18 protein-coding genes and 1 tRNA gene are annotated in these 19,238 nt (G+C 61.2%); 11 read left to right on the top strand and 8 right to left on the bottom strand.

Annotation, left to right across the window (positions count from 1 at the left end; all coding sequences use genetic code 11):
• Positions 1–179: 179 nt before the first annotated feature.
• Positions 180–1,760 (bottom strand): isocitrate lyase, encoded by a 1,581-nt coding sequence (locus tag ASD58_RS24855; protein ID WP_057264219.1) that lies wholly within the window; start codon positions 1,758–1,760, stop codon positions 180–182.
• 339 nt (positions 1,761–2,099) lie between these two features.
• Here ASD58_RS24855 and ASD58_RS24850 point away from each other — a divergent pair, with 339 nt between their 5' ends.
• From ASD58_RS24850 to ASD58_RS24840, 3 genes are read left to right on the top strand one after another with little or no spacing between them, the layout of a single operon-like run.
• On the top strand, positions 2,100–2,453 hold the full coding sequence (locus ASD58_RS24850; RefSeq protein ID WP_162253061.1) for a GtrA family protein: 354 nt from the start codon (positions 2,100–2,102) through the stop codon (positions 2,451–2,453).
• Entirely contained in the window at positions 2,411–3,433 is a 1,023-nt protein-coding gene (locus tag ASD58_RS24845) for a glycosyltransferase family 2 protein (RefSeq protein WP_082565665.1), read from the top strand. The genes ASD58_RS24850 and ASD58_RS24845 overlap by 43 nt, the downstream gene beginning before the upstream one ends.
• Positions 3,430–4,983, top strand: a complete 1,554-nt coding sequence (locus ASD58_RS24840; protein WP_057264218.1) for a glycosyltransferase family 39 protein — start codon at positions 3,430–3,432, stop codon at positions 4,981–4,983. Before ASD58_RS24845 ends, ASD58_RS24840 begins: the two co-directional genes overlap by 4 nt.
• Positions 4,984–4,989: 6 nt before the next feature.
• Here ASD58_RS24840 and ASD58_RS24835 read toward each other — a convergent pair whose 3' ends face one another.
• Positions 4,990–5,970: a DUF4424 family protein gene (locus ASD58_RS24835; protein ID WP_057264216.1), complete on the bottom strand. Its 981-nt coding sequence runs from the start codon at positions 5,968–5,970 to the stop codon at positions 4,990–4,992.
• A gap of 90 nt (positions 5,971–6,060) precedes the next feature.
• Between ASD58_RS24835 and ASD58_RS24830 the strand changes: the two genes are divergently transcribed.
• Together ASD58_RS24830 and ASD58_RS24825 are read left to right on the top strand one after the other, a co-directional pair.
• Positions 6,061–6,435, top strand: a complete 375-nt coding sequence (locus ASD58_RS24830; RefSeq protein WP_057264215.1) for a GFA family protein — start codon at positions 6,061–6,063, stop codon at positions 6,433–6,435.
• Between the two features lie 89 nt (positions 6,436–6,524).
• A complete protein-coding gene (locus ASD58_RS24825; protein WP_057264213.1) occupies positions 6,525–9,344 on the top strand; it encodes a pitrilysin family protein in 2,820 nt (939 codons plus the stop codon).
• A 44-nt stretch (positions 9,345–9,388) separates the two neighbouring features.
• Here ASD58_RS24825 and ASD58_RS24820 read toward each other — a convergent pair whose 3' ends face one another.
• From ASD58_RS24820 to ASD58_RS24810, 3 genes are all read right to left on the bottom strand, one after another.
• Positions 9,389–10,336 carry an SRPBCC family protein gene (locus tag ASD58_RS24820; protein WP_057264211.1) on the bottom strand — a complete coding sequence of 316 codons (948 nt, stop codon included), beginning with the start codon at positions 10,334–10,336 and terminating at the stop codon, positions 9,389–9,391.
• On the bottom strand, positions 10,329–10,685 hold the full coding sequence (locus tag ASD58_RS24815) for a helix-turn-helix transcriptional regulator (RefSeq protein WP_057264209.1): 357 nt from the start codon (positions 10,683–10,685) through the stop codon (positions 10,329–10,331). Before ASD58_RS24815 ends, ASD58_RS24820 begins: the two co-directional genes overlap by 8 nt.
• A 130-nt stretch (positions 10,686–10,815) precedes the next feature.
• Positions 10,816–11,397 (bottom strand): PEP-CTERM sorting domain-containing protein, encoded by a 582-nt coding sequence (locus ASD58_RS24810; RefSeq protein WP_057264207.1) that lies wholly within the window; start codon positions 11,395–11,397, stop codon positions 10,816–10,818.
• A 419-nt stretch (positions 11,398–11,816) separates the two neighbouring features.
• Here ASD58_RS24810 and ASD58_RS31990 point away from each other — a divergent pair, with 419 nt between their 5' ends.
• Together ASD58_RS31990 and ASD58_RS31985 are read left to right on the top strand one after the other, a co-directional pair.
• Positions 11,817–12,107, top strand: coding sequence for an SDR family oxidoreductase (locus tag ASD58_RS31990; RefSeq protein ID WP_200951693.1), 291 nt, complete (start codon positions 11,817–11,819; stop codon positions 12,105–12,107).
• A complete protein-coding gene (locus ASD58_RS31985; protein ID WP_255357353.1) occupies positions 12,011–12,682 on the top strand; it encodes an NmrA family NAD(P)-binding protein in 672 nt (223 codons plus the stop codon). The genes ASD58_RS31990 and ASD58_RS31985 overlap by 97 nt, the downstream gene beginning before the upstream one ends.
• 13 nt (positions 12,683–12,695) lie before the next feature.
• On the opposite strand, the gene ASD58_RS24800 is transcribed toward ASD58_RS31985, so the two are convergent.
• The 3 genes from ASD58_RS24800 to ASD58_RS24790 form a co-directional block, all read right to left on the bottom strand.
• Complete coding sequence (locus ASD58_RS24800; RefSeq protein WP_156401480.1) at positions 12,696–13,289, bottom strand: TetR/AcrR family transcriptional regulator; 594 nt, start codon at positions 13,287–13,289, stop codon at positions 12,696–12,698.
• 108 nt (positions 13,290–13,397) lie between these two features.
• Positions 13,398–14,135, bottom strand: a complete 738-nt coding sequence (locus ASD58_RS24795; protein WP_057264203.1) for a PEP-CTERM sorting domain-containing protein — start codon at positions 14,133–14,135, stop codon at positions 13,398–13,400.
• Between the two features lie 250 nt (positions 14,136–14,385).
• A tRNA-Phe gene (locus ASD58_RS24790) sits at positions 14,386–14,461 on the bottom strand.
• Between the two features lie 75 nt (positions 14,462–14,536).
• Between ASD58_RS24790 and ASD58_RS24785 the strand changes: the two genes are divergently transcribed.
• From ASD58_RS24785 to ASD58_RS24770, 4 genes are all read left to right on the top strand, one after another.
• Positions 14,537–15,742 carry an FAD-dependent monooxygenase gene (locus tag ASD58_RS24785; protein ID WP_057264200.1) on the top strand — a complete coding sequence of 402 codons (1,206 nt, stop codon included), beginning with the start codon at positions 14,537–14,539 and terminating at the stop codon, positions 15,740–15,742.
• Positions 15,743–15,754: 12 nt separating this feature from the next.
• Positions 15,755–16,477: a thioredoxin fold domain-containing protein gene (locus ASD58_RS24780; RefSeq protein ID WP_057264198.1), complete on the top strand. Its 723-nt coding sequence runs from the start codon at positions 15,755–15,757 to the stop codon at positions 16,475–16,477.
• 83 nt (positions 16,478–16,560) lie between these two features.
• A complete protein-coding gene (locus ASD58_RS24775) occupies positions 16,561–17,019 on the top strand; it encodes a (2Fe-2S)-binding protein (protein ID WP_057264196.1) in 459 nt (152 codons plus the stop codon).
• An 11-nt stretch (positions 17,020–17,030) separates the two neighbouring features.
• Positions 17,031–19,235 carry a xanthine dehydrogenase family protein molybdopterin-binding subunit gene (locus ASD58_RS24770; protein WP_057264194.1) on the top strand — a complete coding sequence of 735 codons (2,205 nt, stop codon included), beginning with the start codon at positions 17,031–17,033 and terminating at the stop codon, positions 19,233–19,235.
• Positions 19,236–19,238: the final 3 nt, after the last annotated feature.

Here is a 19,238-nt window from a genome sequence, read left to right as displayed (position 1 = left end):
ACCAGAAGCGAGACAGCCGCACGTAGCGGCTATCAAGGTTGATGCTAGAAGGCTTCTGCTATTTAGGTCAATCGTGACGTTTCGTTAAGCGCCAGCGATTGACCAGGAAACCACACAAATTCCGAAGGGCAATAAAAAACGCCACCCGAAGGTGGCGTTGCTTGCGTTGGAGGGCAGGCTTAGAACTGGTTCATGGTGTTGTCTTTACCGGCGGCCTTCAGCGCCGATTCGCCGCTGAAGTATTCCTTGTGGTCGTCGCCGATGTCGGAGCCGGACATGTTCTGGTGTTTGACGCAGGCGATACCCTGGCGGATTTCCTTGCGCTGCACGCCAGCCACGTAGCCCAGCATGCCCTGGTCGCCGAAGTATTCCTTGGCCAGGTTGTCGGTCGACAGGGCCGCGGTGTGGTAGGTCGGCAGGGTGATCAGGTGGTGGAAGATGCCGGCTTCGCGGGCTGCGTCAGCCTGGAAGGTGCGGATCTTCTCGTCTGCTTCCAGGGCCAGCGCGGTGCTGTCGTACTCGACATTCATCAGCGCGGCGCGGTCGTAGGCCGATACGTCTTCGCCGGCGTTCTTCATGCGGTCGTAGGCTTGCTGGCGGAAGTTCAGGGTCCAGTTGAACGATGGGCTGTTGTTGTACACCAGCTTGGCGTTCGGGATTACCTTGCGGATTTCCTTGACCATGCCGCCGATCTGGCCGATGTGCGGTTTTTCGGTTTCGATCCACAGCAGGTCGGCGCCGTTCTGCAGCGAGGTGATGCAGTCCAGGACACAGCGCGCTTCGCCGGTGCCGGAACGGAACTGGAACAGGTTGGAAGGCAGGCGCTTAGGACGCAGCAGCTTGCCGTCGCGCTTGATGATCACGTCGCCGTTGCCCAGGGCGTCGGCGGCGACTTCGTCGCAATCCAGGAAGGCGTTGTATTGGTCGCCCAGGTCGCCTGGCTTGCTGGTGACGGCGATCTGCTTGGTCAGGCCGGCGCCCAGCGAATCGGTACGGGCCACGATAATGCCGTCATCCACGCCCAGCTCGAGGAAGGCGTAGCGCACGGCGCGGATCTTGGCCAGGAAGTCTTCGTGTGGAACGGTGACCTTGCCATCCTGGTGGCCGCACTGCTTTTCGTCCGACACCTGGTTCTCGATCTGGATGCAGCAGGCACCGGCCTCGATGAACTGCTTGGCCAGCAGGTAGGTCGCTTCGGCATTGCCGAAACCGGCGTCGATGTCGGCGATGATCGGCACGACGTGGGTCACGTGGTTGTCGATCTTGTCCTGGATGGCTTTCTTGGCGTCGCCGCTGGCGGCATCCAGTTGACGGAACAGGCCGCCCAGTTCGCGCGCATCAGCCTGGCGCAGGAAGGTGTACAGCTCCTTGATCAGGGCCGACACGGCAGTTTTTTCGTGCATCGACTGGTCAGGCAGCGGGCCGAATTCGGAGCGCAGTGCAGCAACCATCCAGCCCGACAGGTAGAGGTAGCGGCGGTCGGTGCTGTTGAAGTGCTTCTTAATCGAGATCATTTTTTGCTGGCCGATGAAACCGTGCCAGCAGCCCAGGGACTGGGTGTACTGGGATGGGTCGGCATCGTAACGGGCCATGTCGGCGCGCATGATCTTGGCAGTGTAGCGGGCAATGTCCAGGCCGGTCTTGAACTTGTTCTGGGCGCGCATACGGGCGGCCGCTTCCGGGCTGATGGCGTTCCAGGCGCTGCCATTGCGTTCCTTCAGGGCTGCGATGGCTTGGATGTCGTCTTGATAGTGGGACATGGTCTATTCCTAGCAAAAAAGCGGATTAAAAAAGGTGAAGCACTTGGAATAATGATAGGCCGTTCTTTTGCGATGCACCATGTCTTATATAAGACATATAAGCTATATTTTGTTGTTTAAATTCAGTGTGTTAGTGATTTAATGCCATGATATGAAATTGCTTTTCGCGGAATGAACTGTTCGGTATGGTGCGCCGCCAAGCAATTTTCTACGATATGAGATTCGATTTTCGTAATGTGAAATGCGGCGCAAGGCCCCCCGCGACAAAACTGGCACGTAGCCATGTATGTATGTCAAACTTGGTACATGCCTATTACCAAGACTCTGTCGGCGCGAAGTTTGTTCAGCTTCCTGGTCGTGGGCGGAAGTGCGACAGCTTTGCATTATGTGTTGACCCTGCTGTTTGTCTACGGCGCAGGCATGGATGTGCTTGCTGCGTCCACGATCGGTTACGCGCTCAGCGCAATTGCAAACTACCTACTGAACGCCAGGCTGACCTTCCGTACCGAAGTCGGGTACCGCGGCGCCTTGCGCTTCACTGTGATGGCCCTCATGGGCTGGCTATTGAATTATGTCTTGCTCCGCGCATTGATCGCCATTGGCCTGGCTGCGGCGATTGCCCAAGTTTTGACTACCTTAGGAGTCATCACATGGAACTACCTGGTCAGCGCCTTCTGGACTTTTCGTCCATAGAGGAAATCAAGGTACCGCCCGTCGTCAGCCTGGTATTGCCCTGTTATAACGAGCAGGAAGTGTTGCCCGAAACAACGCGGCGCTTGCTGGCGCTGCTCCGGGAGTGGATCGACAGTGGCCAGATGGCGCAAGGCAGCGGTATCTATTATGTTGACGACGGCAGCCGCGACAACACCTGGCCCATGATTGTCAGCTACGCCGCCGAGCACAAGGAAGTTTCCGGCATCAAACTCAGCCGAAATCGCGGCCACCAGAATGCCCTGTTGTGCGGATTGATGACGGCCCCAGGTGATGTGCTGGTCAGCCTGGATGCGGACTTGCAGGATGACCTGGAAGCCATCCCGAAAATGGTCAAGGCCTATTGCACGGGTAGTGAAGTCGTTTTCGCGGTGCGCAGCAAGCGCAGTACCGACACCTGGTTCAAGCGCGTCAGCGCAGAGGGCTATTACAAGCTATTGGCCTTTCTCGGCGTGCAGATTGTCTTCAACCATGCGGATTACCGCCTGTTGTCGCGGCGGGCAGTGGAAACTTTGCGCTCCTACGAGGAAACGCACCTGTTCCTGCGCGGCATAGTCATGCAACTGGGCTTCCAGACCTCCGTGGTGGAATTTGAGCGGGCAGAGCGTTTTGCCGGGGAATCCAAATATCCATTGCGCAAAATGCTGGCACTGGCCTGGCAGGGGGTGACTTCTTTCACTGCCTACCCGCTGCGCATGATCACCGGCGCCGGCATGCTGGTCTCGTTCGGCAGCATGCTGCTGGCTGCCTGGGCCTTGTTCCTGCGCTTGTTCACGGAGCAGGCGCTGCCCGGCTGGGCGTCGGTTGTCCTGCCCATGTATTTCCTGGGCGGGGTGCAATTGCTTAGCCTGGGCGTGATTGGCGAATACCTGGCCAAGGTGTATGAAGCTTCCAAGAAGCGACCGCGCTTCCATGTGGATCGGGTGGTCGGCGCGGGATTCCGCAGGAAGCTGGACCGATGAGCGAAGCATTGGCGCTCCGGCTGCGCGCACTGGCTGCGCTTGGCGCAATCGCCATGCTCGCCCTGTATTACTTCCATACGGCGCCGACCAATGGCGATTTCTGGTGGTATGACGCTTCGCGCCATGCGATGAACGGGGTATTTATCCGCGACTTCCTGCTCGATGGCGGCTTGCTCGACCCGCTGCGTTTCGCGGCCGATTACTACCAGCGCTATCCGGCGGTCAATGTCGGCTTTTACCCGCCGTTTTTTTATTTGAGCTCAGTGCCTGTGCTGCTCGTGCTGGGCGCCAACCATGCGGCCTCGCAGGCGGCAGTGAGCCTGTATGTGCTGCTGGCCGGGAGCATGTCCTACCTGCTGTTGCGCCGCTTGCTGGGGCCGCTGACGGCGGGGGCGGCCGTGCTGGCCATGTTGAGCCTGGCGCCGTTTGCCCTGTGGTCGCGCCAGGTGCAACTCGACGTGCCGGCGCTGGCCATGCTGCTGGCGACCGGCTATGCCTTGCTGCGTTACCTCGAACTTGGCGGGCGGCTGTGGCTTTACCTGAGCGCACTGCTGATGGGCCTGGCCATGCTGACCCGGGTGCAGGCCATGTTTGCCGTGCCGGCGTTCCTGTATTTCCTTTTCCTCCATCGCTACGCCAACCCGGCGCCGCTGCGCCAACGCCTGGCGGCATTCGTGTTGATGGGGTGCGTGACCGCGCCGGCAGTGCTGATGGTGGCCCATTTCAGCCAGGTCAACCAATCGCTCGCCACGGCCGTGCCGGGCATGCCGGGCTTGTGGACGCTGGAGAACTGGACCTGGTACCTCAGGCGACTGCCGCAGCAATTCGGCTGGCCTTGCATCGTCCTGGTTATTGTGGGGCTGGGAGCGATTGTGCGAGCTGCTGCGCTGCGCAAGCTGCCGCCGGTGGCCAGGGTCCTGCTGGCGTTCGCCCTCTGTGCCTGGCTGTTCTTTACCGTTGTGTCGAACAAGGACGGACGCTTCAACCTGCCTGGAATTACCTTCCTCTTCCTGGCCGCTGTTGCAGGCCTTGCGACAATTGGCGGGCGCCTGGCGCCGGTCGCGATTCCGGCACTGGCCGCCTGGCAGCTCGCCCAGCTTGCCCTGATGCCGCCCGTGCCATATGTCGCAGGCTTCAAGGAGGCGGCGCAACTGGCGGCGGAGCTGGCTCCGCGCAACAGCAATGTGCTGATCTCGGCGCACCGTGATGGCAACTTCATCTACGACTTGCGCACTTTGGACCTGCGGCCGGATGTCGGAGTACGGCGCGCCGACAAGCTGTTCGTGGAAATCGCCATCATGCGCGAACTGGGCATCAGAGACCTCGGGTATGGACGGCGCGAGATCCTGCAGCTCCTGGCGCAACACCGGATCGACACCATCGTGATCCAGCCCGGCTATCTGGCGGACCAGCCAGCCATGGCCGCGTTTGAATCCTTGCTGGGCGAAGACACCCTCTATCGCAAGGTGCGCACGATCCCGATGCGCGGCACGCTGGACAAGCCCGAAAAGGAGCTGGTCATCTACAGCAAGCGTGCAGCCGCCAATTGATTGCACTCATTTCGGCAGCACCGGCATGACGCCGCTTTGGTCTTCGTCGTTATCGACATTGCCGAAGTGGACGTCGAGGTCCTGGGTCGGGTGGAAGTTCTGCAGGCGTACCTGGTAAGTGCGCGCATCGATCTTCTTGAAGTCGCCGGGGAAGCACAGGCTGATCAGTTCATCCGGCTTGCGCTTGACGATATTCAGCGTGAAGTCTTCGATGCCGTTTTTCCAGGTGTTGCCGGTGGTGAGGATGTAGGACACGTTGTGGGTATTGAGGTAGCCGTTCTTGCGTGCTTCAACCTTGGCCCGGGCGTTCAGGTAGCTTTGGTCGGTGCAATAGATCTTTGCGAAATCTTCATGCATGGCCGATTCACCGGGGCCGCCGGCGACGAAGGGGCGGTAGTCGTGGTGGACGCGGACGATCTTATTGGCAGGGAATTTCTGGGTCCAGACGTAGTTGACTTCTACTGTCCAGGTCGGCTCGCGGGATTCCTTGTCGAGCAAGCCCAGCTTGATCATCTGCCTGGCTTGCTGTTCGGTGAAGGCAGCGACCTTGCCTGATTTGTAGGCGAACGTGGGGGAGTAGGCAATTTCCTTGTTGCTGAAGCCGAGTTTGCGCAATTGTGCAGTGACGTCATCGCCGTCAGGCGAGCGGGCTACCAGCCTGCTCTGGAATGCCACCGGCTTGCCATCCACCCGGATCGAAAAACCGTCTGGCTGGCCGTAGTAAGTATCGCTGCCCTGTTGGGCGGCAGGGTAGGCCGGCAGGGGGAAGACGATGGTTTCATCGACGTCCCTGGTCGACTCGTTGAGGAATTCATAGTCGACGCTGATCAGGTTATGGCTGATGTTCAGCACTTCCTTTTTCATGGCAATGGCGTCGGTCTTGCCGAACACAATGCCGCCAACGCCAACCGCGGCAATGCCGTCATTGGCCAGTGCGGCGTTGGAAAATGTGAGCGCCGCGATGGCGAGTTGCAGGTGATTTTTCATGGGACGGCATTATATTGGTAATAACGGTTTGCTGCGCGCTCCAGAGTCGTCGATGGCGCTACATTGACGATTTGCACAGGGAGGCCAGCCATGACTATCAAAGGAAGTTGCCACTGTGGTGCCGTCGCGTTTGAAATCGATGGCGAGATTCCCCCTGAACTCACGCGCTGCACTTGCTCGTTTTGTGCCAAGCGCGGCGCCCTGCTGGCCTATTTTTCGCCGGGCCAGTTCAAGCTCGTTCCGGCTCCGTCGGGCGACACTGCCTACCGCTGGAAAACCCGGGCGGTGGCGCACCATTTCTGCCCGTTGTGCGGCTGCGCTACTTATTCCGATTCGCCCGATTTCCAGCGTGACGGGAGCTGGGATGGGCAGACCCGCCGCATAGGTGTCAACGCACGCCTGTTCGATGACTTTGATGCTGCCACGGCCGATGTCACCGTGATAGACGGCAGGCACTTATGGTGACTTGAGGGGGTAAGTTGAAGAATTTTCATCTAGGCAAGTTCATGGTTATATAATTTGTAACCTTTATTTTTATATAGGAACTACCCAGAGTGAAGCTTCTTACCGCCATCATGCTCAGCGCAGGGATCCTGTCGCCTGCATTCGCCAGCGCGCCCGCAGTGCCGGCCAAGGCCGCCGCCAACAAGGCTGCTGCAGTCAAAGTCACCTCGGTCGAGGGGATTACCGAATACCGGCTGGCCAACGGCCTGCGCGTGCTGCTGTTCCCGGACGCGAGCAAACCGACCCTGACCACCAACATCGTCTACATGGTCGGTTCGCGCCACGAAAACTATGGCGAAACCGGTATGGCTCACTTGCTGGAACACTTGCTGTTCAAGCCGACCGCCAACTTCGGCATCAAGAAAGGCAGCAAGACTCCGGTGGAAGTGCTGAACCAGACCGGCGGCCGCTTCAACGGCACCACCTGGTATGACCGTACCAATTACTTCGCGACCTTCCCGGCCAACGACGACAACCTGAAGCTGATGCTGGAGCTGGAAGCCGACCGCATGGTCAATTCGCCGATCAGCAAGGACGACCTGTGGAACGACAAGACCCAGAAGGGCGAAATGACGGTCGTCCGCAATGAATTCGAACGGGGCGAAAGCGATCCGTTCCGCGTCACGCTCGAGCGCACCATGTCGGTCGCCTTCGACTGGCACAACTACGGCAAGTCGACCATTGGCGCCCGTTCCGACATCGAAGGCGTGAGCATTGAGCGCCTGCGCGCGTTTTACCAGCGCTACTACCAGCCTGACAATGCGATCCTGATGGTGGCGGGCCGCTTCGACGAGGCCAAGGTACTGGCCCAGATCAACGAATTGTTCGGCAAGATTCCCAAGCCGGCCCGCGTGCTGGCCCCAACCTATACTGCGGAACCGACCCAGGACGGCGAGCGTTCGGTCACCATCCGCCGCACTGGCGGCACCCAGATCGTCGCCGCCGGCTACCACGTTGCCCCGGCCAGCCATGCCGATGCGGCAGCCTTGCAAGTGCTGGGACGCGTCCTGTCCGAGGCACCCGGCGGCCGCCTGCACAAAGCCCTGGTCGATGCCAAGCTGGCATCGTCCGTGGCGGACCTCGATTTCAACCAGATGGAGCCGGGCTATCACCTGTTCGCTGCCGTGGTGCCGAAAGACGGCCAGACCGCAGCGGTGGAAGAGGCGATGCTGAAGGCGCTGGAGGACATCAAATCCAATCCGGTGACCGAAGCTGAAGTCGAGCGCGCCAAGGCCTCGATCGCCAAAGACATCGACCAGACCGTCAACGACACCGCCCGCTTTACCATTGCCCTGACCTCGGCCCAGGCCGCCGGCGATTGGCGCCTGTTCCACCAGCGCCGCGACCAGGTCGAGAAAATCGACGTGGCAGCAGTGCAGGCCGTCGCGCTCAAGTACCTGAAGCCTTCCAACCGGACCCTGGCGCGTTTCATCCCGACCGACGCGGCCGACCGCAGCGAAGTGCCGAAGACGCCGGACGTCGCCGCCTTGGTCAAGGACTACAAGGGCCGCGCAGCGATCGCCCAGGGCGAGGTGTTCGATCCGAGCCCCGACAACATCGAGAAACGCACCCAGCGTTCGGTGCTGGCCAACGGCATGAAGCTGGCGTTGCTGCCTAAGAGCACCAAGGGCAACACCGTCAGCGCGTCGATCCAGCTGCGCATGGGAACTGCCGAGAACCTGGCGGGCAAGGCCGTCATCGGCAACCTGGCCGCGTCGTTGCTGTTGAGCGGTACCGAGCGCTTGTCGCGCCAGGAAGTCAAGGATGCCCTCGACAAGCTGAAGGCCAACGTGAACGTCAACGGCGGCGCCGAAGGCGTGACTGTCAACGTGACCACCACGCGCGACAAGCTGGCGGCCGCATTGGACTTGCTGGGCGAATCGATGATGAAGCCGGCGCTGACCGCGATGGACTTCTCCGAGCAGCAGCGCGAGATGATCTCGGGCACCGAGCAGCAAATGACGGAGCCGCAACCGTTGGCCAGCAATGCAATGCAGCGCCTGACCGATACTTTCCCTGCGGGCCATCCACGCCACGCCATGACCTTGCCGGAGCAACTGGCGGAAGTAAAGGCTGCGACCGTGGAACAGGTCAAAGCCTTCCACAAAGCCTACTACGGCGCCGGCAACGCCACCCTGTCCGTGGTGGGTGATTTCGACGTCGCCGCAGTGCAGGCGCAAGCAGCCAGGCTGTTTGGCAACTGGAAGGCGGAGCAGCCATACGCTCGCATCGCCAGCGAAATGAAGCAGGTGGCAGGCCAGAACATTTCGCTGGAAACCCCGGACAAGGCCAACTCGGCCCTGCTCGCGATCCAGCCGGTGCCGATGAAGGACGACGCGGCGGCCTATCCGGCACTGTTGATGGGCAACTACATGCTGGGCGGCGGCGCCATGCGCAGCCGGCTTGCCGATCGCATCCGCCAGAAGGAAGGCCTGTCGTATGGCGTGGGTTCGCAACTGTCCGTGCCATCGCGCGACCCGGCCGGCTCGTGGCTGGCCTTCGCGATCAGTGCGCCGCAAAACACCGCCAAGGTGGAAGCCGCGCTGCGTGAGGAGCTGGGCAAGGCGCTCAAGGATGGCTTCACCGACGCCGAACTGGCCGATGCCAAGAAAGCCTGGCTGCAATCGCAGCAAGTGGGCCGCACCGTCGACGCCGGCCTGGCTGGCCGCCTGGCGAACTACCTGAGCTTCGACCGCACCATGGCCTTCGACAAGGACCTGGAAGCCAAAGTCAGTGCATTGACCCTGGCGCAGGTTAACGAAGCACTGCGCGCCAACCTGAAGCCGGAAGCCGTTTCGGTGATCAAGGCCGGAGACTTCGCCAAAGCCGCTGCCGGTGCAGCCGCTGGGGTGCCCGTCTCCAAGCCGTAACTGAGGCCTCCCTGCCGCTTTGCCGGCAGGGGCTTCAATTGAGCTCAGGCGCCCAGAGCGGCGTCGAGCTTGTCAAAGGATCCGCTCCAGCCCTGCGTCATGCTGGCGCGGTGTTCAAGGAAGGCAGCCAGTTCCGCCGCCGTAGCTTTGCCTGCCACTTCCCATGTCACGGTAACCCTGGTGCGCTGCGGCGTTTCGGCCGCGAACTGCACTGTGGTGCGCATGGTTTCCGGCCACACCGGCGCCATCGGGTGGCGCGAGACATTTTCGTTCTCGTCGCAGAATTGCTGGGTGTAGACCAGCAGCTCGGGGCGGCGGATCTGCTCGTAGTGCGCGCGGCCATACATGGTGATGGCCGCATTGCTCATGCAGTACAGCGACGCGCCGCCAGTGCGGATGTCTGTGCGCAAGAAGCGCATTTCCATGCCGGTAGGCGGCAGCCAGCGGGCCAGGTGCTCGGGCCTGGTCCACATGTCGAACACGGTTTCCAGTGGCGCTTCGAAGCTGCGGTTGATGACGAACTTGTCTTCGTCCGCCAGGCGCTTGCCCAGGTATTCGGCCAGGCGGTCCCAGGTCGAATCGCCGTTGGCGTGCTTGATGAACTGGCGGGTTTGCGCTGCCGCTTCGGCATCGGCCAGGCCCATGGTCATGTCCATGCGGGTCTTGCCCTCCACTTCGTCAAACAGCACGGTGACGCGGAACAGCGGCGGGGTGTCGTCGGTGGCGCCGTGGTCGTAGACCAGTTTGCGCAGCGGTTCCACTACGTGATAAACCGTGGTGTTCGGATAGTCGGTGCCATCCGGGCCATGCATGGTATAGCGCCAGTTTCCGCCGACCCGCAACTCCTTGCTATGCGTGGTGAGCGTGAAGCCGCGCGGCCCCCACCATTGGGCTACCTGGGCCGGATCGGTCCATGCATCCCAGACAGCCTGCACGGGGGCATCGTACAGGCGGACAATGCGGATTTCATTCGGGGCGCTGAATTCAGGCATTTTCTTCTCCTTTAGGTGGTTTTTGGGCGGTGACGGTTTTCAGGTAGGCGTCGAGGCGATCGAAGCTCGCTTCCCAGAACACGCGGTATTGCTCCATCCAGTCGGCTGCATCCTTCAGTCCATCGCCGTTGATCTTGCAGGAACGCCATTGCGCCTTGCGCGTCTTGGTGATGAGGCCGGCCTTTTCGAGTACCTGCAAGTGCTTGGTGATGGCCGGCAGGCTCATCTCGTCCAGGAAGGGTTCGGCGAGGTCGGAAACGTTGGCTTCTCCCTGCGACAGCCGCGCCAGCATGGCGCGCCGCGTCGGGTCTGCCAGGGCAGAAAAGGTTTGGCTGAGCGCGTCTTGCATCGAATTTCACCAATTACTTAATTAACCGATTGGTTTAATATAGGGCGGGCTGCGGCGCAAGTCAAGCTGGTACGGTCCCCAATACAAAAACGCCGATCACATGGATCGGCGTTTTCCGTGTTTACCCTGCTTAAGACTTGCGTGGCTTGCGGCGCGAAGCGGCGATTCCGGCCAGGCCCAGGCCCAGCAGCAGCATGCTGGCTGGTTCCGGCACGCTGGCAGGAACGTCCGGGGTGGTGGTGTTGGTGAAAGAGAAGCTCAGGTCGTTGAAATCGAAAGGACCGTTGTACAGGTCTTCAAAGCTCACCAGCGTGGTGTTAGGCAGCCAGGCGCCCTGGACGCGTGCGTGGAAAGAACCGTCCGGGTTGCGGCCGGCCGGGCCGGTAAAGTAGTCCGTGTTGGTGTTGTTGACGTGCAGGCGGAACACCAGCTCACTGCCAACGGCAAAGCTGCCCAAGTCCATAGTCGCGCCAACGGCGGAACTATGGTTATTGAACAGGAAAATATCGTTGCCCACGATGCCATCATCGGTGACGAGGTAAAGGTCGTTGCTGTAGGAAGCGGAATTGCCTTCATAGCGGGCGATGATGTTGGCGACGCTGCCAACCAGCACCGGGTTGCCTTCGGTGCCGGCGGCAGCGATCGGGAAGGCAAAGGCGGACAAAGGGGCAATCAGCGCGATGGCAGCCAGGAACTGGCGAACAGTTTTCATATTGGGTCCTGAAAGTTAAAAAAGACCCAACATGCTTAGCACATATCATGCCATTGCAATAAGATTGCAAGTTTCACTTGTAGTTACAAGCAGTTAGGGCTTGATTTACTAGTGAAATTCGTTGTTCGGATGGCAATGTGTAAGATTTCCCGACAAAAATAATACCTGAGTACCGCACCCCGAAATGCTTATATTTCAACGAGTTAGCTTCTCCGAAACGCGAGTTGCCGGTCGTGCGATTCCCACCCAAACTTGGCGCTGACAAAGCTTAAGAGGGTGCTCACCATGAATATGTCGCAAGAACTAATGCTCGCTCGCTTCGGTGTGCGTAATCGTAATGACGTGGACGGACTTCATTTCGCCGCATCCGGGCAGCAGTGCGTTGCGCTCGAGGTGCTGTGCGCCTGGTGCGGCCTGGCATGAAGTACCTGGTCACTGGGGCGACCGGAAACATTGGTTCACTCGTCACCGCGCGCCTGCTGAGCCAAGGAGAGATACCTTGCGTGCTGGTACGCGATAAAGGAAAGGCGCGGAAATTCTTCGGCGGCCGCGTCGACATCCGGATCGGCGACCTTGCCGGCCCTGTCGATCAACTGGCTGCGGCATTCGAGGGATGCGAGGCGCTATTTCTCGTCAACAGCGGTTCCGATTTGGCAGAAAGAGACCGCAACTGCGCTTTGGCGGCGCGCCAGGCAAGTTCCGGCACCTGATCAAACTCTCGACGCTCGACGCCGCCGCTGGCGTGGGGACAGGGCCATGGCACGCGCGCGGAGAGGAAGCCATACGCAAGAGCGGCGTGCCACACACATTCATCCGACCCGCCGCCTTTATGTCCAATGCCCTGAGCTGGGCGAATGCGATCCGCGCGGACGGTGTTCTCCACTCATCGACCGGCGAGGGCAGGATTGCCTTCATCCATCCGGACGATATCGCGGAAGTCGTTGTAGCGGTCCTGGCTCGGAAGCACACTCGTAACAGGTCGCTCGTCATCACCGGGCGCGAGGCACTGAGTTACCGGGATATGGTCGAGGCGATCGGTGACGCGATCGGCAAACCCGTTCGATATGAATCCATGTCGGACCGGGAGGCTCTCGCCGGAGCACTGCTGTGGGCTGATCGCCCCTACGCCGCAGCGCTGGTCGATATCTGGCGCGCCGTGCGCGAGGGCCGCCTTGCCACGGTCGGCAAGGGGGTAGAGCAGCAGCTGGGAAGGGCGCCAAGAAGCTTTGGCGACTGGATCAAGGAAAACCTCGGCGCGTTTGGCGGAAGGGCAAGGCGCTCCTGAAGGGCTCGACTTGTCAGCCGAGTTCCGGGTGGGCCGTCAAATAAGCGAGCGTCGCCTTCACTGCCTCGCCTTTGGCATCGCGGGCGGAGAGTGGCGACATTGTCGCCCCATGCACCAGCCCCTCAACCAGGTTTGGCAGCACGAACAGAACCCGGTCCGTCTCCCTGGCGCCGCAGCGGGCGATGGCCTCGGCAAATGTCGCCTGCAGCCCGGCGCGAAAATGCTCTGGTCCCACCTTGGTTGCGGCGGCAATCAGTTGGTGCAATTCCGCGTCGACGGAATGAAGGTCGAGCAGATCTTCAACAAGAGCCACGGCAAACGCGCTGAACGACGATGACTTGTACGCTGCGGCATGGCGCTCCAGGATGCTCCGCGTATCCGCCACATGGCGCTCATGCAATGCGCTGAACACCGCCTGCTTGTCGGGGAAATACTGGTAAAGGGACCCGATGCTGACTCCGGCCACTTCGGCAATGCGGTTCGTCGTCATCGCGCCTGCGCCGTGCCGCTTCAAAACCAGGGGGACAGCGGCAAGAACGGCTTCCACCGTCAGGTGTGAACGGTATTGCCGGGGCGTGCGCCGGACTGGCTTGTTCGCGCTGTGCATGATTGATAATACCTTGGGCGCCTGGCGCAGGTAAAGCCAGCGGCCACCGTGCACGAACGAAAACGCCGGCCTGGGTGGGCCGGCGTTTTTCCTTGCTGGCTTTGCTGCTTACTGCTTGCGGCGGCGGGCGAAGCCCATGCCCAGCAGGGCCAGGCCGAACAGGCCAAGGGAGGCTGGCTCCGGCACCGCATTTGGCGGAACCGGCACTTGCGCGGCGGCGGCCAGGGCGCCACGCAAGTAAGGCATGGTGAAGTTGGTCATATCGCCCGCGGTGCCGTAGGGGCCCGGATCCATTGCAAGGTAGTTGAATGAGCCGCCGTTGGCGTAGGTACGCAGCGCGGCAATGTTATTGCCCTCGCCGTTCACGCCCAGCATGACGGTGTCTTGCGTCGCCAGCAGGTGGGTCATGTGGAAGGTCACGGTATTCGCTTGCGGCAGGTAGGTGCCAGGCATGAATTGGGTAGCGGTGTTGTTGGCGACGGTGGTCCAGGCGCCGTCGGTATGCCAGCAGCCGCCAGTGTTGTTGATGTATTGGCCCATCCAGGCGCTGAAGCCGGCAGCACCGTCGCAGGAACCGCCGAACACGATGACGTCGAGGCCGGCGTTCAGGGCGCTGGTGTAGTTCAGGTATGGACCGCTGCCGCCGTCGAAGGACAGCACCAGCGTGTCGCCAGCGCCCACGCCAGCCGGCATGGCGCCGCCTACGCTGACGTAGGAAACACCCAGATTGGTCAATGCGGTGGCGATGTTGTTGGTCGCGGTACCGGCGAGGAATACGCCGGCCTGGGCGGCCGACATGGTGGAAAAGATGGCCGTGGCGGCCGCTAGCGTCTTAATTTTCAGCATGCTGTTTTCTCTATGGTAAATAGGTGCGTACAGCAGAGCAATGTCTATGCCAACTTGGAAATATTGCTGTAGGTCCTTGTTTTAATTGGGATTGGCTAGGGTAGGGGCCGGCGCTACATTGATGAAATGTAAAGTTTTCCGACAGGAAAATTTGGTAGATAAGGAAGGGCTACTGTTGGGCAGTCAGTTGCCGCAGCCGCAGAAACGAAAAACGCCGATCACAAGGATCGGCGTCTTCACTTTTTATTCTTGGTGGCCCGGGGCGGAATCGAACCACCGACACAAGGATTTTCAATCCTCTGCTCTACCAACTGAGCTACCAGGCCAAGAGGCAGCATTATAGCAGGGAATCCTAGGTTTGCAATAGCCTTTTTCCATTGAGGGAAAGCTATAATGCGCGGATGAACAAGCCCACGCATCACCATATGCAGACTGCGGTCTGCATCGTCGGCAATGGCGCGATTGCCAAGACGGCCGCCCTCGCGTTTGCACAATCCGGATTGAGTGTGACCTTGCTAGGGCCGCCGCCGGCACCGGCTCGCGCGGATGATGCGAGCTGGGATGTCCGCGTGTTCGCCCTCAATCACACTGCCCACCGCGTGCTCGATTCCCTGAAAGTATGGGGAGCCATGGAGCAGTCGCGCATCGCCCCGGTCGACGCCATGCTGGTCAATGGCGACGGCAGCAAGGCCGGCGCGCTGAATTTCGACGCTTATGGCGCCCATACCGGCACCCTGTGCTGGATCGTGGAAGACCGTAACCTGGACCAGGCCCTCGATGCGGCGCTGCGCTTCGCCCAGAACGTGCATTTCGTGCACGGCAAGGCGGTCGCACTGAAGCATGACGAGCAGGGGGCCGTGATCACCGTGGACGATGGTTCCCACCTCGGCGCCTCGCTGGTGGTTGGCGCCGACGGTGCCCAGTCCTGGGTGCGCGGCCAGTGCGATATCGGCCTCGATTACCGCCCCTATAACCAGAGCGGCGTGGTCTCGAACTTTGCGTGCGAATTGCCGCATCATGGCGTTGCGCACCAGTGGTTCACCGGCGAGCAGGGCATCGTGGCCTTGCTGCCCCTGCCGGGCCAGCAGGTGTCGCTGGTGTGGTCGGCGCCGGACATGCTGGCCGACTCGCTGTGCCGCGAAGGCGCCACGGCGCTGGCGCAACGGCTGGCCGCTTTTGCCCAGGAAAAGCTGGGCAAGCTGAGCCCGCTGCAGCCGGAAGTGGTCAAGGCTTTCCCGTTGCGGCTGATGCGCCCCCATTCGATGGTGGCGCCGCGCGTGGCCCTGGTAGGCGATGCCGCCCACGTGGTGCACCCGCTGGCCGGGCATGGCATGAACCTGGGCTTTGGCGACGTGCAGGAACTGGTAAAAGCCGTGGCGGAACGGGAAGAGCACCGTTCCATCGGCGATGATCGTGTGCTGGCGCGCTATGCCCGCGCACGCAAGGAAGAAGTAAGCCTGATGCTGGCCACCACGGATGGCCTGGAGCGCCTGTTCGGCACCGATCTCGAACCGGTGCGCGCAGTGCGCAATTTCGGGCTAAACTTGCTGGATAAATTGCCGGGCGTAAAGCGCCGGCTGATTTCACATGCCCTCGGAAAGCTGTAAAGCGGAGACCCTATGAAGAAGAGTAAGTTGGTATTGGTAATGGCTTCGGTCATGCTGATGTCCTGTGCAGACGCGCAGAACGCAAAAGAAGATGCGCAACTGCGCAAGGCCCTGGCGGAGCGCCTGAACGGCGTCAAGATCGACTCCGTCAAGAAGTCCCCGATCCCTGGGATGTACGAGGTAACCATCGGCAACGAAGTGCGCTACACCGATCCGACCGGCCGCTACCTGCTGGAAGGCCATATCCTCGACCTGCAGACCCGCACCGACCTGACCCAGGCCCGCATCGATGACCTGAACAAGATCAAGTTCGACGACCTGCCGTTCGAGCTGGCGCTGAAGACCGTCAAGGGCAACGGCAAGCGCGTGATGGCGATTTTCGAAGATCCGAACTGCGGCTATTGCAAGCGCTTCCGCCAGACCACCCTGGCCAATACGGACAATGTGACCGTCTACACCTTCCTGTACAACATCCTGTCGCCCGATTCGGTCACCAAGTCGCAGAACATCTGGTGCGCGTCCGACCGCAACAAGGCCTGGGATGAATGGATGTTGAACGGCAAAGCCGCGCCGGTTGCGCCAAATGGCTGCACCGCGCCAAACGAAAAGGTACTGGCCCTGGGCCAGAAAATGAGCATCAATGGCACGCCGGCGATTTTCTTCGCCGACGGCAGCCGCATTGCAGGAGCAGTCGACCAGCGAACGCTGGAAGCAAAGTTCGCCACCATCAAGTAAAAATGCGGGGTCAGGTCCAACAATCGGACCGCTGGTCCGATTGCCAGGGCTGACCCCGGAGATAACTTAATCAGGGAGCTGGCATGGTCACATTGAACATCAACGGGCGCGACGTACAAGTCGACGCCGACCCTTCTACGCCCATCCTCTGGGCCCTGCGCGACAATCTCAATATGACCGGCACCAAGTTTGGCTGCGGCATGGCGATGTGCGGCGCTTGCACGGTGCACCTGGAAGGGCAGGCAATCCGCTCCTGCGTGACGCCGATTTCGGCGGCGGTGGGACAGAAGATCACCACCATCGAAGCCATGTCCGGCGACAAGGTGGGCAAGGCGGTGCAGGATGCCTGGGTCAAGCACGATGTACCGCAATGCGGCTACTGCCAGAGCGGCCAGGTGATGAGCGCGACGGCCCTGCTGCGCACCAACAAGGCGCCGACTGACAGCGATATCGACAACGCCATGTCGGGCAATATCTGCCGCTGCGGCACCTATCAACGGATCCGCGCCGCCATCAAAGACGCCGCGAAATCCATCGCTTAAGGGAGGCCGCCATGCGCAAAGAATGGTTCATGGCAGCTCAAGCGGACGGCGTGGCTCCTGAAGGGGTGTCGCGCCGTACTTTCCTGAAGGCCGGTAGTGGCCTGATCCTCGGCTTCTACGTGGCCAGCGGCGGCGGGCGCTTTGCCCGCGCCCTGGCTGCCGACGCACCGGCCAAGCCGCCGGTGGCGCCCAATGCCTTCCTGCATATCGCACCGGACAATACCGTCACCATCCAGGTCAACCGCCTCGAATTCGGCCAGGGCGTGCATACGGCCCTGCCGATGCTGATCGCCGAGGAGCTGGATGCAGACTGGTCGCAGGTGCGCTCTTCGCTGGCGCCGGCCGGCGATCCGTACAAAGACCCCAACTTCGGCATCCAGATGACTGGTGGCTCGACCGCCGTCAAGCACTCCTGGCAGCAGCACCGCGAGATCGGCGCCCGAGCGCGCGCCATGCTGGTTGCTGCGGCAGCCGAGCAGTGGAAAGTGCCGGTTTCCCAGGTGCGCGCTTCGAAAGGCATGCTGAGCGGCCCGTCCGGCCAGAGCGCGACGTTCGGTGCGATGGCCGATGCGGCCATGAAGCAGCCGGTGCCCAAGGATGTGAAACTGAAGGACATCAAGGACTTCACCATCATCGGCAAGCCGACACCGCGCCTGGACGCGCGCGCCAAGTCGAGCGGCACCCAGCAATTCGGCATGGACTTCAAGCCGGAAGGCACCAAGGTTGCGTTGGTGGCGCGTGCGCCGGTTTTCGGCGGCAAAGTGAAAAAGTTCGATGCGTCCAAGGCCAAGGCCATTCCGGGCGTGATCGATGTCATCAAGGTCGATACCGACCGTGGCGGCAGCGGCCTGGCTGTGGTGGCAAACGGCTACTGGCCGGCCAAGCAGGGCCGCGAGGCGCTGGTGGTCGAGTGGGATACCGAAGGCCTGGAAAAGGTCAGCAGCAAGAAACAGCTGGCCGAGTACAAGGCGCTGGCGAAGAAAGCCGGCACGCCGGTGAAGAAGGCCGATATCGCGGCCATCGCCACGGCGCCGAAGAAAATCAGCGCGACCTATGAGTTCCCGTACCTGGCGCACGCGCCGATGGAGCCGCTGAACTGCGTGGTGGATCTGAAGGGCGATTCCTGCACCATCTGGGCGGGCAGCCAGTTCCAGACGCTGGACGCGGTAGCTGCCGCCAAGGCTGCCGGCCTGACGCCGGACAAGGTCACGCTGAACACCATGATGGCCGGCGGCGGTTTCGGCCGCCGCGCGGTGCCGACTTCCGACTACATCGTGGAAGCGGTGAACGTCGCCAAGGCCTGGGGCAAGGGCCCCGTCAAGCTGATCTGGAGCCGCGAAGACGATATCAAGGGCGGCTACTACCGTCCTTCCCATGTGCACCAGGCCGATATCGGTTTTGACGCCAAGGGCAATATCGTTGGCTGGAACCATGTGATCGTCGGCCAGTCCATCATCACCGGCACGCCGTTCGAGCCGATGATGGTGAAGGATGGCGTGGACGCGACCATGGTCGAAGGCATGGGCGATCCATATTCGGTGCCGATGAACCTGAGCGTGCATAACGTGAAGGCCAACGTGCCGGTGCTGTGGTGGCGCTCCGTGGGCTCGACCCACACCGCGTTCGTGATGGAGACGCTGATCGACGAGGCGGCGCATGTGGCGAAAATGGATCCGGTGGAATACCGCCGCAAGCTGATCGACCCCAAGCATGCGCGCCAGTTGGCCGCGTTGAACCTGGCGGTCGAAAAGTCGGGCTATGGCAAAACCAGGCTGCCGAAAGGCCAGGCCTGGGGCGTGGCGCTGCACGAATCGTTCGAAACCTCCGTGGCTTATGTTGTGGTGGCGTCGATCAGGAATGGCCAGCCCAAAGTACACAAGGTAACGGCCGGCGTGCATTGCAACCTGCCGGTGAATCCGATGACCATTGAAGCGCAGGTGCAGGGGGCTGCCTTGATGGGACTTGGCACCACCTTGCCTGGCGCAGCCATCACGCTGAAGGACGGCATGGTCGAACAGTCGAACTTCAACGACTACACGGTGGCGCGCATGACGGACATGCCGGTGGTGGAGGTGTTCACTGTCGCTTCGACCGACAACCCTACCGGCATGGGCGAGCCTGGCTTGCCTCCGCTGGCTCCGGCCTTGGCCAACGCAGTGTTCAAGCTGACCGGCAAGCGCGTTCGCAAGCTGCCGTTCGACCTGGCCAAGGCCTAAGGC

It is taken from the genome of Duganella sp. Root1480D1, assembly GCF_001427305.1.
Classification (GTDB): domain Bacteria; phylum Pseudomonadota; class Gammaproteobacteria; order Burkholderiales; family Burkholderiaceae_D; genus Rugamonas.
Note: the sequence above shows the minus strand (reverse complement) of the source record. Positions and strands in the feature narration are given on the sequence as shown.

Coding starts and splice junctions, on each gene's coding strand:
- ASD58_RS24855 (WP_057264219.1), bottom strand. CDS start 1,760: ATGTCCCACTATCAAGACGACATCCAAGCCATCGCAGCCCTGAAGGAA.
- ASD58_RS24845 (WP_082565665.1), top strand. CDS start 2,411: ATGGAACTACCTGGTCAGCGCCTTCTGGACTTTTCGTCCATAGAGGAA.
- ASD58_RS24840 (WP_057264218.1), top strand. CDS start 3,430: ATGAGCGAAGCATTGGCGCTCCGGCTGCGCGCACTGGCTGCGCTTGGC.
- ASD58_RS24835 (WP_057264216.1), bottom strand. CDS start 5,970: ATGAAAAATCACCTGCAACTCGCCATCGCGGCGCTCACATTTTCCAAC.
- ASD58_RS24830 (WP_057264215.1), top strand. CDS start 6,061: ATGACTATCAAAGGAAGTTGCCACTGTGGTGCCGTCGCGTTTGAAATC.
- ASD58_RS24820 (WP_057264211.1), bottom strand. CDS start 10,336: ATGCCTGAATTCAGCGCCCCGAATGAAATCCGCATTGTCCGCCTGTAC.
- ASD58_RS24815 (WP_057264209.1), bottom strand. CDS start 10,685: ATGCAAGACGCGCTCAGCCAAACCTTTTCTGCCCTGGCAGACCCGACG.
- ASD58_RS24810 (WP_057264207.1), bottom strand. CDS start 11,397: ATGAAAACTGTTCGCCAGTTCCTGGCTGCCATCGCGCTGATTGCCCCT.
- ASD58_RS31990 (WP_200951693.1), top strand. CDS start 11,817: ATGAAGTACCTGGTCACTGGGGCGACCGGAAACATTGGTTCACTCGTC.
- ASD58_RS31985 (WP_255357353.1), top strand. CDS start 12,011: ATGCGAGGCGCTATTTCTCGTCAACAGCGGTTCCGATTTGGCAGAAAG.
- ASD58_RS24800 (WP_156401480.1), bottom strand. CDS start 13,289: ATGCACAGCGCGAACAAGCCAGTCCGGCGCACGCCCCGGCAATACCGT.
- ASD58_RS24795 (WP_057264203.1), bottom strand. CDS start 14,135: ATGCTGAAAATTAAGACGCTAGCGGCCGCCACGGCCATCTTTTCCACC.
- ASD58_RS24785 (WP_057264200.1), top strand. CDS start 14,537: ATGAACAAGCCCACGCATCACCATATGCAGACTGCGGTCTGCATCGTC.
- ASD58_RS24780 (WP_057264198.1), top strand. CDS start 15,755: ATGAAGAAGAGTAAGTTGGTATTGGTAATGGCTTCGGTCATGCTGATG.
- ASD58_RS24775 (WP_057264196.1), top strand. CDS start 16,561: ATGGTCACATTGAACATCAACGGGCGCGACGTACAAGTCGACGCCGAC.
- ASD58_RS24770 (WP_057264194.1), top strand. CDS start 17,031: ATGCGCAAAGAATGGTTCATGGCAGCTCAAGCGGACGGCGTGGCTCCT.